Below are 15,963 nucleotides of genomic sequence, written 5' to 3' on the forward strand. Positions count from 1 at the left end.
CCGGTGGCTGTTTTTTCTTGTGCAAAGCCTTTGCCCCACACATCGAGCCAGCGTGAACCGCAACAAATTGTGCCGACGGGCTTCATCGACACGCGCGCATAAAGCACAATCGTTCGGATAACCAAGCATTCGGGGGAGATTCGTTCATGCTGTCGCGCCAACTCGCCGCTGTCTCGTGTTTCGCTTGGCTCATCCTGCTCGGCGCCTGCCGTTTCGCGCCTGTACCAGCCGCATCCGGCAACGCTTTGCCAATGATCGTCGCGCATCGCGGCGGCGCGGCGGACGCGCCTGAAAACACCCTGCTCGCCATTGAGACCGCGCTCGCGAATCACGCGGATGCGATCTGGCTCACCGTGCAACTCACGCGCGATGGCGTCCCGGTGCTCTATCGTCCGGCCGACCTCTCCGCAAACACAAATGGCACGGGCACGGTCGCCAGCCACGAATTCGCCGCGTTGCGAAGCCTGAACGCGGGCTGGAACTTCACGCAGACAAATGCGAACGGCGCGAAGCAGTATCCGTATCGCGCGCGGCCGTTGCCTATTCCCTCGCTCGCCGAGGCATTGCGGGCCATTCCATCGTCCACGACGGTCATACTCGACATGAAAGCGCTGCCCGCCGAAACGCAGGCAAGCGCCGTCGCCCGCGTGCTGAGCGAGGAAAGCGCGTGGCCGCGCGTGCTGATCTATTCGACGGATGCCGCCTACCAGGCGGCGTTTGCGCCTTATCGCGAAGCGCGTCTTTTCGAATCGCGCGATGCGACGCGTGAGCGCCTGGCGCAAGTCGCGCTGGAGCACGAGTGCCGAAAGCCGCCGCCCGAAGGCACATGGACGGCGTTCGAATACAGGAGAAAGATGGACTTGGTCGAGACGTTCACGCTTGGCGAAGCGCGCTCCGCCGTGGATGCGCGACTCTGGACGCCGCCGGCGGTCAGTTGCTTCAAGACGAACGGCAACGTACGGATTCTGGCGATCGGGGTCGACCAGGCAGAGGATTATCGCGCCGCCGCGTGTCTTGGAATGGACGCCGTGCTGGCCGATTCGCCGCGCCGGGCATACGCGAGCAAGACAAGCCTCGCCGAGCCGCTCCAGTGCCCTGCAAACGCGCCCTGAAGGATTCTTGAAGGTCTACTGCTGCGGCGCGTTGCCGTTTGAATCCACGTCCTCGGCGAGCGTCTGCGCCGGCGCTTCACCAGAACTTGGCAGATCGCCGATGACGAGCCGCGGCACGATCGTGCGCGACTCGCGCGGACGCAGCGGCACGTTGGCCAGATCGGTCCACGAAGGGTTCGGAATCTCGCCGAAAATCTGCCGCAGGCGCTCGCCCCACGTGCGGTGGATCATCTGGTAATACGCGCTGTCGTTGTCGAGCGAGGCGAAACGCGTCACGCGCAACGCGTCTTTCTCGTAGACCAGCAAGTCGAGCGGCAAGCCCACAGAGAGATTCGAACGCAGCGTCGAATCCATGGAGATAAGCGCGCATTTCGCGACTTCGTCGAGATCCGTGGACGGCGTAATGACGCGGTCGATGATCGGCTTGCCGTATTTCGACTCGCCAATCTGAAAATAAGGCGAAACGCGCGTCGATTCTATGAAGTTACCCGCTGCATAAACCATGAAAAGGCGCGGCGGCTGGCCGTGTATCTGACCGCCGAGAATGAAGCTGCAGTTGAAATCGACGCTGAATTCCGCAAGCGAAAGCGCGTCGCGCCGATGCACTTCGCGCACCGCGTCGCCGACGATGCGCGCGGCTTCCGCCATGGTGGCGACGCTATAAAGCGTGGGCGCGTCCGGGTCCGCGGGTTCGGCGAGCATATGCGTCACCGCTTGCGTGAGCGCGAGGTTACCGGCCGCAAGCAGCACGATCACCCGGTCTCCCGGCTGTTCGAAAACAGTCATTTTGCGGGCGGCGCTTACGTGGTCCACACCGGCATTCGTGCGCGTATCGGAAAGGAACACGAGGCCCTCGTCCACACACATACCCACGCAATAAGTCATGTCGATCAATCCTGAAGCCAAACAAAACGCTATTGTACTGACGCTGCCCGCGCATCGCATTCGCGCTGCGTTTTTTCGCTGAATCGCATAAATGCGGCAGTAAAGGCATTAAACTGATTAACGGCACTTATCCGCGCTGCTTGAGAGCGTCACCAGCGCGCACTTCCAGCACCTTATTCATGCACGATCTCACGGACGACCTCGATGAATTCGCAGCGGACACGCTGCTCGCAGGCCTCGCGCGTCCCATCGTGTTCGTCGACCTGGAAACCACCGGCAGCAATCCGACGGTGGATCGCATCACCGAAATCGGCGTCATAGAAGTGAGCAAGGCGGGCATCGAACGCTATAGCGTGCTCGTCGATCCGGGCATGCCGGTGCCCCCGTTCATCTCGCGTCTGACGGGCATCGAGGACAGCATGGTGCGCGGTCAGCCCACTTTCGAATCGCTCGCGCAGGCGCTTGCCGAGCGTCTCCAGGGCAAGCTTTTCGTCGCGCATAACGCGCGCTTCGACTACGGCTTCCTCAAGAACGAGTTCCGTCGCGCGGGCATTGCGTTTCGCGCGGATACGCTGTGCACGGTGCGCTTGTCGCGCTCGCTCTTTCCATCGGTCGAACGTCATGGGCTCGATGCGCTCATCGCGCGCTTCAATCTCGCGCCTGAAGGACGCCACCGCGCGCTCGCCGATGCCGACCTCCTCTGGCAGTTCTGGCAAAAGATTCACGCGCTCTATTCGCAAGAACTCGTCGATGCCGCCGTGAAAGCGCTCGTCAGGCGCGCGAGCCTGCCCGCCGCGTTGCCCGAGGGCGCGCTCGACGCGTTGCCTGCCACGCCCGGCGTCTATCTCTTCCACGGCGCGGACGACCTCACGCTCTACGTCGGCAAGAGCGTGAATCTGAAGCAGCGTGTGAGCGCGCATTTCGCGGGGGATCATCGGTTGGCGAAGGATTTGTCGATATCGCAGGCCATCCGCAGAATCGAATACCGCGAGACCGTGGGCGAACTCGGCGCGCTGTTGCTCGAAGCGAAGCTCGTGAAGGACTTGCAGCCGCTGCATAACCGGCTGCTCAAGCGCGCGTCGGCGGCGTGCGCGTGGCAATGGCTGCCGGGCGCGCCTGCGCCCGTGCTGCTGCGCGCGAGCAAGCGCGATCTGTCGCGCGAGGCGCATCTCTTCGGCGTGTTCGAATCGCGCGCCAAGGCGCATGCGTATCTGCGCCATCTCGCCGATGAACATCGACTCTGCCACGCCACGCTCGGCCTGGAAAAAGCGGGACCGGCGCGCGGTTGCTTCGGCTATCAGGTGAAGCGCTGTCTCGGTTCATGCGCGGGCGCGGAGCCGTTCGCGGACCATGCGGCGCGTGCGCTCGAAGCGCTCGGCAATGCGCGCCTCGTGCGCTGGCCGCATGAAGGCGCCATCGCGATCAGCGAACGCGATGCATCGACGAATCGCGAGGCGTGGCATGTCATCGATCGATGGTGCTATCTCGGCACATGCGCCGCGCGCGATGAAATTGCATCGTTGCTTGCCAGCGCGCCGGAAATACGTCCGTTCGACCCGGATGTGTACGCGCTGATCGCGAAACGCCTGTCGGCCGGTCAGTTCGAATGGATCGCGTGCGATGCGCGACCTGCGTTCAGTCTCGTCGCGCAGATCGCGCAAATCGTGGCGGCGCCGATGAAGACGCCGGCGCCGACCCAAACGAAGACGAAGCGCATGAAGACGCGTTACGTCGAAGATCAATTCGCATTGAGTTTCTGACGCGAAGACGGCGCCCTAACGACACGGCGCGATCGAGCGTCCAACTCAAGCCAACCCGCCGTTCGCCCGCAATACCTGCGCGTTGACCCATCCCGCATCCTTGCCGACGAGAAACGCAACCACCGACGCGATATCTTCCGACTGGCCGAGCCGCTCAAGCGGCGGCATCTTCGAAAAGTTCGCGATCTGTTCGTCGGTCTTGCCATCGAGAAAGAGCGAAGTCGCAACCGGCCCCGGCGCCACCGCATTCACGGTAATGCTTCGTCCGCGCAACTCCTTCGCGAAGACATGCGTGAACGCTTCGACGGCCGCTTTCGTGGCGTTGTAAATGGCGTATCCCGGCATGTTGAGCGCGAGCGTCGTGCTCGAAAAATTGACGATACGCCCGCCTTCGTTCAAACGCTTCGCCGCCTCGCGCAGCGTGTTGAACGTGCCGCGCACATTGATGTTGAAAGTCTGGTCGTAGAGCGCGTCGCTCGTGTCGGCGAGCGGCGTGGCCTTGAGCACGCCTGCGTTGTTGATGAGCGCATCGACGGGGCCGAGTTGCGCTTCGACCGCATCGAACATGCGTCGCACGTCGTCGGCGCTAGCCACGTCCGCCTTTACCGCGAGCGCGCGGCTTCCCGCGGCTTCCAGTTCCGCGACGAGCGCGTCCGCTTCCTTCGCGCTCGATGCATAGTTCACCGCTACCGCAAAACCTTCCTGCGCGAGACGTCTCGCAATCTGCGCGCCAATTCCGCGCGATGCGCCCGTGACGATGGCAACCTTGTTCGTGTGCGATTGATTCATGGTCTGCTCCTCATGTTTGTTAATCGATGAGCGCCATGATGGATCATTTCGTTTTCGCGATCATCGCTTGCGGATTAGTATCATCGTTCCAGTTGCCTCAACAATCTCAGACCTCGAACTTCAGCCGACATGGACCGCTTTCAGGAAATGCAGGTGTTCGTGCGCATTGCCGAGCGCCACAGCTTCACGCAAGCCGCCGACGACTTGCAGATGCCGCGCGCAACCGTCACCAATCTGATGAAGCGCCTGGAAGAACGGCTCGGTGCGCGCCTGCTCGAACGCACGACACGCACCGTGCGCCTCACGCCCGATGGCGACGCGCATTATCGCCGTTGCGTGCGGCTTATCGCGGACATGGAGGAAGCGGAAGGTTCGTTCAGGCATGCGGAGCCGAAGGGCTTGCTGCGCGTCAACCTGCAAGGAACGCTTGCACGCCATTTCATCGTGCCTGGGTTGCCGGCGTTTCTCGAACGCTATCCGCAGATCGAACTGCATGTAGGCGAAGACGACCGCTTCGTCGATCTCGTGCGTGAAGGCGTGGATTGCGTGTTGCGCGCGGGCACTCTGCAGGACTCGTCGATGATCGCAAAACGCGTCGCCACGCTCGAACAAGTGACGGTGGCGAGTCCCACTTATCTTGCGCGAATGGGCACGCCTGAAAATATCGATTCGCTTGCGGCGCATCGCGCGGTGAATTATGTATCGAGTGCAAGCGGGCGCAACGTTGCCCTTGAATTCGAAATGGCCGACGGCGTGCAAAGCATAGAACTGCCGGGCGCGATTTCCGTTACCGGCGTCGAGCTATATACGCAAGCTGCGCTCGCGGGACTCGGTATTGTGCAAGTGCCGCGTTATCGCATAGAAAGCGAACTCGCCGATGGCAGGCTGCAATGCGTGTTACCTGATTTGATTGTTCCGCCCATGCCGGTATCGCTGCTTTATCCGCATGCGCGGCAGCTTTCAGCGCGCGTACGGGTTTTCGTGGACTGGTTGAGCGATATCTTTGCGAAAGCCGACGTTTGAAATCAAAGCACGAGAGGCCAACGTCCTCGATTAAAAGGAACGCTGGCCTCTCGATTCCCGATCACCGAAAATCAGGCAATCAGTTCAGGTCTTTAAACCTTACGCTGCGGCATCCTTCAGCTTCTTCAACGCGCGCGCCTTGATGCGAACGCTTGCGGGCTTGGCCGGGAACCAGCGCTCCGTGCCCGTGAACGGGTCCTTGCCGAAGCGCTTCTTCTTCGCGGCAACGGTTTGCGCCGTGATCTTCAGAAGACCGGAGAGCGTGAACTCGCCTGCGCCCTTCTTATGGATGGACCCAAGGATGGTGTCTTCCAGCGCGACCAGCACGGCCTTGACCGCCTTCACATCCACGGCTGCACGCTCGGACAGATGCGTTGCAAGCGATGCCTTGGTGAAGGTGTCCTTGATCGGAGCCAGCGCGCCAGTGGTCTTCTTGGCGGCGACTGCCTTCTTGGCAACGACGGCCTTCTTGGCGGGTACTTTCTTCGCGGCAACCTTCGATGCTGCTTTCTTAGCCGGTGCGGCGGTCTTTACCGTGGCCTTTTTGGCCGTGGCTTTCTTGGCAGCGGTTTTTGCGGAAGTCGGCATGTTTCTCCTACCTGTGTTTTTGGTCAGTGATATCGGAATACGTTCGCGGTAATGCGTTCGTATCAGGCCGGATTCTACATACGCCAAGCGAGTTCGTGCGAGTCTTTTGCGTTTTTATATCGTTTTTCTAGGGCTTTTTCGTGGCGTCGCGCTGACATGCGAGTCGACGATCGAGTGATGAGCATCGAATCGATGCTCATGCGTCGAGTTGAAAGGCTCATGAAGAGCCAGTCTTGAACGATGCGCGATATGCGCAATGAGCGGATAGTGATCCGATGCAACCCGCGACAAGCGCGTGCGATGCACGTTCACGCTCATCAGACGTTCACCGGGATGCACCCAGATGCGATCGAGCGCGAAGAGCGGATAGCGCGTCGGAAACGTGCGCAGCGCACTCGCGCGATGGAAGTGCGTAACGAGCCGGCGCAAGGTGCGGCCATGAACGAACCATTCGTTCAGGTCGCCGAGAAGGATCACGGGCAAGGCAGGTGTATCGAATTTTTGCAGCACTTGTTCGACCTGCATGCGACGTTCGCTCGATGCAAGCCCGAGATGCGTCGCGACCACGCGCCACACTTCACCGCCACAGTCGATGTCGGCATCGAGCGCGCCACGCGGTTCGCGGCTTCTGAACGAAAGATCGAGCGTGCGCACGGCCTGCACCGGATAGCGCGTAAGGACCGCGTTGCCATAACGGCGCGCAGGTGTATCGAGCGTCGGGCCCGCGACCGCGTGCAGACCCGTCATGCGCTGCAGCACTTCGAGTACATCGGGCGATGCACTGCCGCCGAGCGGCACTTCCTGCAGCGCGAAGATATCGGCATCGATTTCGTTGAGCACTTCGCCGATACGCTCCGGCGCGAAACGTCCGTCGATGCCAACCGCACCATGCAGGTTGTAAGTCGCGATACGCAATTCTCTCGCGCGCGCCGCGTGCTTCGATTGATTGCCGATATCCATTCCCGCTTCGTGCATCATCGTCATGGGTTGACCTCGTCATGGCGTGCGGGCGCGCCGTTGCTTGCGGCATGGCCGGTTTCGCGCGGCATCGCACCGCTTTCGCGCAGACGGCTCGCGCGTTGCGCCTCGTCGCTGGCGCGCGGTTTGTCGGCATCGCTCGGTGCGCCTTCGTGGACTTTTTCTTCTTCGCCACTTCCGAGGAAGCGTTGCAATAGCAGCGACACGCCGAGTAACGCCGCGCCAATGCCGATCAGCACCGCGAACGAGCCGACCGTCGGATGCCGGAACGACGCCACCAGTTGATGCGCGAACGCCACTGTCAGAACGATGCCCGGTCCCATGCCGAGCGCCGTGCCGATCATGAAGTCGCGCATGCGGATATGCGAGGCGCCCGCCACGAGATTGACGATGGCAAACGGCGCCACCGGCAGTAACCGCAACACGACGACCGCTACGATGCCGCGCTTCGCCACGCGTTCGGATAGCCGGTTCACGCGCGCGCCCGCGACCTTGCGCACGGCATCGCGCCCAAGCCAGTTGCCGAGCGAATAGGTGATCGCCGCCGCTGCCAGCGTGCCGGCAAACGCATAGACGCCGCCCCATAGACCGCCGAACACGATGCCCGTCGTCGCGATCAGTAACGTCACCGGCACCGAGAGCACGGCGGCGGCCACGTAGCACAGGATGATCAACAGCGGCGCGAACGGCAGTGCTTCGATGTGGCGTGTGGCGTTGGTCAACGACTTCAGATTGGCGTAGTCGCCAAGCGGCGTCCAGTGCCAAAGCGCGGCCACGCCGACCACCATCAGCACGAGCACGCCGAGAAGCGCGAAGCGGCCAATCAGCGGACGCGTCCTTTCCTTGGGCAGGAATTGATCGACGAGCTGATCGGCGGCGATAGGCGTTTCAGGGTCGATCAGCGCATCGGGCGGAATGAGCTGATCCAGTTCCGCCGATACTTCCGGGTCGAGCGCAATCAACGTGCGATGTTCATCGCGATTGCGTTGCAACGCTTCGATCGCGGCATTGAGGCCGCCACGTGCATCGCGCTCGCGCACGACATCCGCGACTTCGCAACCGAGATGTTCCGCGAGCAGCGTATCGCGCATCTTCGCAATCGCGCGGCGAATGCGCTGATCGGCGCCGGCGTCGATGGATACGTTGCATTCGCTGTCGAGCACCATCGAGCGATTGTTCAGATTCGCGGAGCCGACGATCAACAATTCGTCATCGACGATCATCAGTTTGCTGTGCACGTTGACGATCTGCTCGCCGAGATGGGGCACATCCGGGCTCAGCAGACGATATCGCCCATGCCGGTCCGCGCTTTTCAAGAGCGTGTTGAGCCGCGCGCGCAACACGCCCATCGTCACCTCCTGCAGCCAGCCGCTCTGATTGCGCGGCACCACGATAGCCACGTCCGGCCCGTCCTCGCGCGCGAGCGTCTCCGAGAGCGCCGCGCCTATGGAACCCGACGTGAAGTACTGGTTCTCGATATAGATCGAGCGGCGCGCCCTCGCGATGGCATCGAGATATTGCGTGCGAATCTGCTGCACGGGCTGACGTCCGCCGTAAGCAGGCTCGGTGAGCGAGATGGCGATTCGCACATCGTCGATATCGACCGCGCGCGCGGGCGGCCACGGATCGCTGTCGGCGGCCGCGCGATGTGCGCGTATCGCAAGCCGTCTTCCGCACGCGCGCGCCCAGCGTTCGCGCGCCAGGATACCCATTTCGCGCGCGGCATCGCCATCGAACATGGTGTGGACATCGTGGAAAGGCTGGTACGGCGCACCGTTCGCATCGCGGCGCAGCGCATCGTCGGGTGCATGCGCGGTCGTGTCCCAGCGCGAACGCGTGAGATCGAGACCGCCGACGAACGCGAGCTTATCGTCGATCACGACGACCTTCTGATGTTGCGATCCGCCCATCGGATGCTTGCCGTCCATCTGAAACGCGATACGCCGATGCGTGCGCCAGCCCATCTTGTAGACCGGCAGCCATTCGCGTTCGAACGCATACAGCATGGCGAAATCCCACGCGAGAATGTAGATGCGCAAACGGCGCTTGTTCGCCGCGATCTCATGCAGGAAGTCGCCGAGCGCAGCTGGGAAACCATCGTCCGCGCCTTCCGGCGTCAGCTGCATGCGGCTGTCGATATCCCAACCGAGGATGAACACGGTGCGCTCCGCGCGCGTGATCGCTTCGCGCAGCACGCGAAAATAATCCGCGCCGTCTATCAGCAGGCTGAAGCGATCCGCATGGCGCACGTTCGCGCAATTGCGGTCCGGCTCGAAGAAAGGGGCATCGACGTGCGTCATGCGTTATGCAGCTTCGTCAGACGTCGTGCGTTCGTGGGTGCGAGTCATGCCGGTTGCTCCGTGATGGTTTCGCTCGCCGCGCCAGATACAAGCGTGGCATTGACATCGAATCCAAGTTTGCAAGTGCCGTGCCCGCGATGCCGCCGCGTTCGGTGCTACGCTTGGCGCGCATCCTTCAAACGAACGAGCGCCATGACCGACTACAAGCCCGAAGCCGAAGTCGAAGCAGACTCGCCACGCGGACTCATTCCGCTCGCCGCAGCCGCGGTCATCGTCGGGGCGGCGAGTGGCGCACTCGGTGCGTTATTCCGCTTTTCGCTCGAACGCGCCGATGCGCTGCGCTACGCGCTCGTTGCATGGGCGCATTCGGGGCATGGCGCGGCAAGCATTGTCGTGGTGCTTGCGGCGGCTTTCGCCGCTGCGTTGGCGGCATGGCTCGTCGCGCGCTTCTCGCCCGAGGCAAGCGGCAGCGGCATTCCCCATGTCGAGGCAGTCTTGCACGGCAAGGCGCCGCCCGCTTCGCTCATCCTCATCCCGGTCAAGTTCGTGGGCGGCGTGCTCGCCATCGGTGCAGGACTCGCGCTCGGACGCGAAGGACCGACGGTGCAGATGGGCGCGAGCATCGCGCATCGCATCGGCACCTTGCTTGGACGTAGCGCCAGCGATCGCGGCGTCTTGCTCGCGGCCGGCGCGGGCGCGGGGCTCGCCACCGCGTTCAATGCGCCCATCGCGGGCGCGGTGTTCGTGCTCGAAGAACTGATGCGCCGCTTCGATACGCGCACCGCCGTGGCCGCGCTCGGCGCATCGGCAAGTGCGATTGCCATGGCGCGTCTCATGCACGGCGATCTGCCCGACTTCCATCTGCCCGCGCAGCCGTTTCCAGGCTTCGGCATGGCGGCCGCGCATCTCGTGCTCGGCGTGGCGCTCGGCCTGTTGGGCACCGCTTATTCACGCACGATTCTCTGGACACTCGACGCATCCGACTGGCTCACGCGTCATCCGTTGATTGCATCGCCGACGCGCAGAGCCTTCGCGCGCGCGGCTGTCATCGGCGCGGCGGTCGGTTTGCTCGCGTGGTTCGCGCCGGATCTCGCGGGCGGCGGCGATGTCCTCACGCAACGAACGCTGGTGGGCGCGGGCAGCATCGCGGGCGTCACGGCCATTCTTGCGCTGCGCTTCGTGCTCGGCGCGGTATCTTATGCGGCCGGCACGCCGGGCGGTCTCTTCGCGCCCATGCTCGTGCTCGGCGCGCAGACGGGTTTCGTGTTCGGCCGCATCTGCTTCGACTGGTTCCCCGGCATGTCCGCATCCACCGGCGATATCGGCACTTTCGCGGCGGTCGGCATGGCCGCGTTCTTCGCGGCAGTCGTGCGTTCGCCGATGACGGGTATCGTGCTCGTCACCGAAATGACCGCAAGCTTCACGCTGCTCCTGCCGATGCTTACCGCGTGCTTCACCGCCATGCTCGTGCCCATGCTGCTGCGCTGTCCGCCCATATACGATTCGCTCGGCGAGCGCGCGGCAAAACGGCGTTAGCCTCGCGAAAGCGCACGGCGGCAGTCTCAGCGCATACGTGCGCATTGCGGTAGTCTCGACGATCCCCCTTCCGCGATGCATGCGGCAGGACAGACCGACAACCGAATGAGGACACGCAACAATGGAATATCGACATCTAGGCGCTTCGGGCTTCAAGGTTCCCGTGCTGAGTTTCGGCACGGGCACGTTCGGCGGCAAGGGCGAGTTCTTTCAGGCCTGGGGCGAAACCGACGTCAGCGAAGCGCAGCGGCTCGTCGACATTTGCCTCGACGCGGGCGTGACCATGTTCGACACCGCCGACATCTATTCGGGCGGCTCGTCGGAAGCCATCCTCGGCGAAGCGCTCAAGGGCCGGCGCGACAAAGTCATCATCTCGACCAAGGCGACCTTTCGCTTCGATAAAGACGAGCCGAACAACGTGGGCTCGTCGCGCTTCCATCTCATTCATGCCGTGAACGATGCATTGAAGCGCTTGCAGACGGACTACATCGACATCTTCCAGCTACATGGTTTCGATGCGAAAACGCCCGTCGAGGAAACGCTCTCCACGCTCGACGATCTCGTGCGCGCGGGCAAGATCCGCTATACCGGCGTGTCAAATTTCTCGGGCTGGCATCTGCAGAAGTCGCTGGATGTCGCGGACCGTTACGGCTATCCGCGCTATGTCGCCAATCAGACCTACTACTCGCTGATCGGGCGCGACTACGAATGGGAACTGATGCCGCTCGGTATCGATCAAGGCGTGGGCGCGGTGGTGTGGAGTCCGCTCGGCTGGGGGCGTCTCACGGGCAAGATCAGGCGCGGTCAGCCGCTGCCCGCGTCAAGCCGTCTGCATAAGACCGCCGACATGGGGCCGCCGGTGCCGGAAGAACATCTGTATCGCGTGATCGACGCGCTCGACGCCATCGCCGAGGAAACCGGCAAGACCATTCCTCAAATCGCGCTGAACTGGCTGCTGCAAAGACCGACGGTGGCGACCGTACTGGTCGGCGCGCGCAATGAAGAACAGTTGCGGCAGAACCTCGGTGCGGTCGGCTGGAACCTCACGGCGGAGCAGGTGAAGAAGCTCGACGAAGCGAGCACGGTGAAGCCGCCGTATCCGTACTGGCATCAGCAAGGATTTGCGGAGCGCAATCCGTTTCCTGTCTGATAGCTCTCTTTGAAGGCGCTCGTACCGTACCGGAAAGCCTCTGACGTTTTGTACCGGTACTGTACTGCCGTCTTTCCCTACACTTGGTGCAATAGATTTTTTGTTTGCGGACTGCACCATGCCAATCGACTTCCTGAACGCCTTGCCCGCCGCTGCCCTCTTCGTGATGGTGACGAGCATCACGCCCGGTCCCAACAACACCATGCTGCTCGCGTCGGGCGTCAACTTCGGCCTGAAGCGCACGGTTCCGCATGTACTCGGCATCAGCGCGGGCGTCGCGCTCCTGATGCTTGCAGTGGGGCTCGGGCTTGCGCAAGCCTTCGAGCGGCTGCCGTGGCTCTATACGGTGCTCGAAACCGCAAGCGTGGTCTATCTGCTGTATCTGGCGTGGAAGATCGGAACGTCGTCGTCCGTGCAGATGCGCGACGGCGAGCGCCGCCCCATGCGCTTTTACGAAGCCGTCGCGTTTCAATGGGTCAATCCCAAAGCGTGGATGATGGTCCTCACCGCCGCGACGACCATCCATCTGCATTCGAGTCTCTCGCTCAATGCCGGGCTGATGGCGCTCCTGTTCGTCGTGATCGGGATGCCGTGCATCGTGGCATGGGCGGCTTTCGGCATGTCGTTACGGCGCTTCCTTTCAAGACCGCGCTGGTTGCGCGCGTTCAACATCACCATGGCCGTGCTGCTCGTGTGCTCGCTGTATCCCATCGTCGCGCATTTCTTCGCCTGAGATTTGCTTTTCCAGCGCGGCGCTAAACATCCGATGATCTTTTAATTGCCTCTTTGCCGCGCCGCCGGACCGGTGCATACTGGTCCGACGCGCCGGCCGCGCAATTCTTGCCGTCCCCCTTGCAAGTTTGGGACTGCGTCTTTTCCCGGTGGTCGACATCGGTCGACATCGACCCATTGCCGTTTCGAGCGATCGCGCATTCACCCTTAAGCGATTCGTTAAGGCGGCTCTTGCCGGCGTGCACGTGCCTCGACTGGCACCGTTCACTCGCGCCAATTCCCGGCGCGGCTTCGAAATCCGTTCAAGGAGTTATGCCATGTCTGGAGCCAACCGCCCATCCGGTCCCGCCACGCGTAAATCTCTCGACCTGGCCGATCAGATCGAGCGCGACGAAATGGAGAACAACCTGCCGGATGCGCTAAACGAAGTCGACGACGAAGACGATCTCCAAGACGAAGCCGATTCCAATCGCGCGCCAGGCAGCTAGAGCGCATCGACAGTTCACATATGGAAGCGCGTTACTCGACGCCGCGAGCAGTGCTCGCGGCGTTGTTGCATTTACATGCAGACATCGTCTTAGGCACATTGGTTGCTCAGGTCCTCGTGCCGCGTCGAACATTGAACAAAAGCGCGGCATGAACCGATGAGCGATGGCGGCGACGATGTCAGTCCGCATGCGAATCAAAAACCAACCAATCGTGTCCCCGTGGGAGGCTTCATGCTCCGTTACGCTGTCATTTTTTTCATCATTGCGCTCATCGCGGCTTTCTTCGGCTTCGGCGGGATCGCAACGGGCGCGGCGGAAATCGCCAAGATCCTGTTCTTCATCTTTATCGTGATCTTCCTCGCTACGCTTTTGCTCGGCGTGTTCAGGCGATGACGAAGGCGTGAGCCCAAACGAAAACGCGCGGATCTTCGGACCGCGCGTTTTTGTTTCCGGCTTTGCTTTTTACACCAGTCAACCGATGATCACGCGATTGCGTCCATCGCGCTTTGCACGATAGAGCGCGAGATCGGCCGATTCGACCAGTTGTTTTGAAGCGTTTTCATCGATCACGTCCTGCGTCGCGCCGCCGACACTCACGGTCACGAAGTCCGTGGCCGATCCCGCATGCGGCACTTGCAACGCCTCGACCGCGATGCGAATCTTCTCGCCGAGCAGCCGCAAACCCGGCGCCGATGTCGATGGCAACACCACCGCGAATTCCTCGCCGCCAAAGCGCGCGGCCAGATCCGCCGGACGATTCAGACTGGTTTCGATGGCATGCGCGATGAGCTTCAACACATCGTCGCCGGCGACGTGTCCGTAGGTATCGTTATACGACTTGAAGTTGTCGACATCGATCATGAGAAAGCCGACCGATGCGCGATCGCGCGCCGCACGTCGCCATTCGGCATCGAGATAATCGTCGAGTCGTCGACGATTCGAGAGTCCCGTGAGACCGTCCGAATGCGTGAGGCGCTGCAATTCCAGATTCGTTTCCAGGAGCTTTTGCTGCGACTGTCGCAACGCGCGGTACGCTTCGTCGCGCTGCAGCAAGTTCTGATATGAACGTGAGTGATATCGCACGCGCGCCACCAGTTCGATGGTATCGGGCAGCTTCACGAGATAGTCGTTCGCGCCCGCCGCGAACGCCGCGCTCTTGATACGCGGCTCTTCTTTCGTCGAAAGCACGATGATGGGAATGTCGCGCGTAGCCGGATGTTCGCGGTACTGGCGCACGAGCGTGAGTCCATCGACGCCGGGCATCACGAGATCCTGCAGAATCACCGTCGGCCGCGTTTCGCGCGCGACGGCAAGCGCGCTCGCGGGATCGGCGCAATAGTGCAGATCGACATTCGGTTCGTCGGCGAGCGCGCGGCGCAGTGCCTCGGCGATGATCGCCTGATCGTCCACGAGCAGCACCATCACCGGCAAGTCGGCGGCAGGCGGCGCATTGAGCGCCACCGCGAGCAGTTCGGATACGGCGCGTTCATGGGCCAGCGAGCGCGCGCTCGCCTGCTCGATGCTCTGAGCCGCGGCGGCCGTTGCGCGCTTCACGCGTTCGGCGAGCGGATCGGGATGAGGGAGCTTCATAAACGTGTCCTCGGAAATGTCGTTATACGCGCTTCTTTTTCTTTGTCGAAAGCTTGCGCGAGTGCGCCCGCAATGCGCGGCAGCGGCAGGATCGCGACGGCGGCATCGAGCGCGGCGGCCGCTTTCGGCATGCCGTAGACGGCGGACGTTGCTTCGTCCTGCGCGATCGTGTGATAACCCTTGGCGCGCATCGCCTTGAGACCGATGGCGCCGTCGCGTCCCATGCCTGTCAAGAGTACGCCGACCGCGCGTCCGGTCCAGCGTTCGACCACGCTCTGAAAGAACACATCGACGGATGGCCGGTACGGCAACGCTTCGGGATGCGCGGTGTAGCCGAGATGCGTGGCATCCGTGAAATGCAGATGATCGTTGGTCGCCGCGAGCAGCACGACGCCGGGCGCGGGCACGTCGCCTTCGCGCGCGATACGCACCGGCAGCGCGGATTGACCGCTTAACCAGTCCGCCATACCTTCGGCGAAGGCGCGGTCCACATGCTGCACGATAACGGTCGCGGCGGAGAAATCTTCAGGCAATGCGCCGAGCAATGTCGCGAGCGCCGCCGGGCCGCCCGCCGATGCGCCGATTGCAAGCAGCCGCGATTGGCTCTTGGGCGTGGCCGTCATGGTCATCGAAGGCGCGAGCCGTGCGCCGATCTGATCGATCTTCGCGATGAGCGCCGCTGCACCGCGCCGCGCATCGGCACCGGCGAGCGCGGGGGTATCGACGGCATCGAGCGCGCCCGCGCCCATCGCCTCATACACGCGCCACGTGTTCGCGCCGATATCCACCGTGACGACGAGAATGGCGCACGGCGACTTCGCCATGATGTGACGCGTGGCCGCTACGCCATCCATGTTCGGCATGACGAGATCCATGAGCACGACATCCGGCGTCTGCGAGGCGCACAGGTCCACAGCCTGCCGGCCGTCGCTTGCAACCCACAGGATCTCGAAGTCGGGGCGAATGGCAAGCGCGCGCCGCAACGCTTCGACCGCGAGCTGCATGTCGTTGACGATACCGATCTTCATCGCG

15 protein-coding genes are annotated in these 15,963 nt (G+C 62.5%); 8 read left to right on the plus strand and 7 right to left on the minus strand.

Going from position 1 to position 15,963, the window contains the following annotated elements:
• Positions 1–146 precede the first annotated feature (146 nt).
• Positions 147–1,112 carry a glycerophosphodiester phosphodiesterase family protein gene (locus tag NCR98_RS18980; RefSeq protein WP_250526960.1) on the plus strand — a complete coding sequence of 322 codons (966 nt, stop codon included), beginning with the start codon at positions 147–149 and terminating at the stop codon, positions 1,110–1,112.
• A gap of 15 nt (positions 1,113–1,127) precedes the next feature.
• On the opposite strand, the gene NCR98_RS18985 is transcribed toward NCR98_RS18980, so the two are convergent.
• Complete coding sequence (locus NCR98_RS18985) at positions 1,128–1,997, minus strand: proteasome-type protease (protein ID WP_244828698.1); 870 nt, start codon at positions 1,995–1,997, stop codon at positions 1,128–1,130.
• Between the two features lie 179 nt (positions 1,998–2,176).
• Here NCR98_RS18985 and NCR98_RS18990 point away from each other — a divergent pair, with 179 nt between their 5' ends.
• Positions 2,177–3,757 carry a 3'-5' exonuclease family protein gene (locus tag NCR98_RS18990; protein WP_250526961.1) on the plus strand — a complete coding sequence of 527 codons (1,581 nt, stop codon included), beginning with the start codon at positions 2,177–2,179 and terminating at the stop codon, positions 3,755–3,757.
• Between the two features lie 45 nt (positions 3,758–3,802).
• On the opposite strand, the gene NCR98_RS18995 is transcribed toward NCR98_RS18990, so the two are convergent.
• Positions 3,803–4,546: an SDR family oxidoreductase gene (locus tag NCR98_RS18995; RefSeq protein WP_250526962.1), complete on the minus strand. Its 744-nt coding sequence runs from the start codon at positions 4,544–4,546 to the stop codon at positions 3,803–3,805.
• 129 nt (positions 4,547–4,675) lie between these two features.
• Here NCR98_RS18995 and NCR98_RS19000 point away from each other — a divergent pair, with 129 nt between their 5' ends.
• Positions 4,676–5,569: a LysR family transcriptional regulator gene (locus tag NCR98_RS19000; protein ID WP_244828701.1), complete on the plus strand. Its 894-nt coding sequence runs from the start codon at positions 4,676–4,678 to the stop codon at positions 5,567–5,569.
• Between the two features lie 99 nt (positions 5,570–5,668).
• On the opposite strand, the gene NCR98_RS19005 is transcribed toward NCR98_RS19000, so the two are convergent.
• The 3 genes from NCR98_RS19005 to NCR98_RS19015 form a co-directional block, all read right to left on the minus strand.
• Complete coding sequence (locus NCR98_RS19005) at positions 5,669–6,157, minus strand: HU family DNA-binding protein (protein WP_244828702.1); 489 nt, start codon at positions 6,155–6,157, stop codon at positions 5,669–5,671.
• Between the two features lie 114 nt (positions 6,158–6,271).
• On the minus strand, positions 6,272–7,141 hold the full coding sequence (locus NCR98_RS19010; protein ID WP_250526963.1) for an endonuclease/exonuclease/phosphatase family protein: 870 nt from the start codon (positions 7,139–7,141) through the stop codon (positions 6,272–6,274).
• Positions 7,138–9,435 carry a VTT domain-containing protein gene (locus tag NCR98_RS19015; protein WP_250526964.1) on the minus strand — a complete coding sequence of 766 codons (2,298 nt, stop codon included), beginning with the start codon at positions 9,433–9,435 and terminating at the stop codon, positions 7,138–7,140. The genes NCR98_RS19010 and NCR98_RS19015 overlap by 4 nt, the downstream gene beginning before the upstream one ends.
• A gap of 192 nt (positions 9,436–9,627) precedes the next feature.
• Between NCR98_RS19015 and clcA the strand changes: the two genes are divergently transcribed.
• From clcA to NCR98_RS19040, 5 genes are all read left to right on the plus strand, one after another.
• Positions 9,628–10,971: a H(+)/Cl(-) exchange transporter ClcA gene (gene clcA / locus NCR98_RS19020; RefSeq protein ID WP_250526965.1), complete on the plus strand. Its 1,344-nt coding sequence runs from the start codon at positions 9,628–9,630 to the stop codon at positions 10,969–10,971.
• A 121-nt stretch (positions 10,972–11,092) separates the two neighbouring features.
• Positions 11,093–12,121 carry an aldo/keto reductase gene (locus tag NCR98_RS19025; RefSeq protein WP_250526966.1) on the plus strand — a complete coding sequence of 343 codons (1,029 nt, stop codon included), beginning with the start codon at positions 11,093–11,095 and terminating at the stop codon, positions 12,119–12,121.
• A 118-nt stretch (positions 12,122–12,239) separates the two neighbouring features.
• Positions 12,240–12,854 (plus strand): LysE family translocator, encoded by a 615-nt coding sequence (locus NCR98_RS19030; protein WP_250466581.1) that lies wholly within the window; start codon positions 12,240–12,242, stop codon positions 12,852–12,854.
• 316 nt (positions 12,855–13,170) lie between these two features.
• Complete coding sequence (locus tag NCR98_RS19035; protein WP_244828708.1) at positions 13,171–13,341, plus strand: hypothetical protein; 171 nt, start codon at positions 13,171–13,173, stop codon at positions 13,339–13,341.
• Between the two features lie 231 nt (positions 13,342–13,572).
• On the plus strand, positions 13,573–13,734 hold the full coding sequence (locus tag NCR98_RS19040) for a DUF1328 domain-containing protein (protein ID WP_035967564.1): 162 nt from the start codon (positions 13,573–13,575) through the stop codon (positions 13,732–13,734).
• Positions 13,735–13,812: 78 nt separating this feature from the next.
• Here the strand turns inward: NCR98_RS19040 and NCR98_RS19045 are convergent, their stop codons facing one another.
• Positions 13,813–14,931: a diguanylate cyclase gene (locus NCR98_RS19045; RefSeq protein WP_284503312.1), complete on the minus strand. Its 1,119-nt coding sequence runs from the start codon at positions 14,929–14,931 to the stop codon at positions 13,813–13,815.
• Positions 14,928–15,959, minus strand: coding sequence for a chemotaxis response regulator protein-glutamate methylesterase (locus NCR98_RS19050; protein WP_250526967.1), 1,032 nt, complete (start codon positions 15,957–15,959; stop codon positions 14,928–14,930). Before NCR98_RS19050 ends, NCR98_RS19045 begins: the two co-directional genes overlap by 4 nt.
• Between the last annotated feature and the right edge of the window lie 4 nt (positions 15,960–15,963).

This window comes from Caballeronia sp. GAWG2-1 (assembly GCF_023631405.1).
Taxonomy (GTDB): domain Bacteria; phylum Pseudomonadota; class Gammaproteobacteria; order Burkholderiales; family Burkholderiaceae; genus Caballeronia.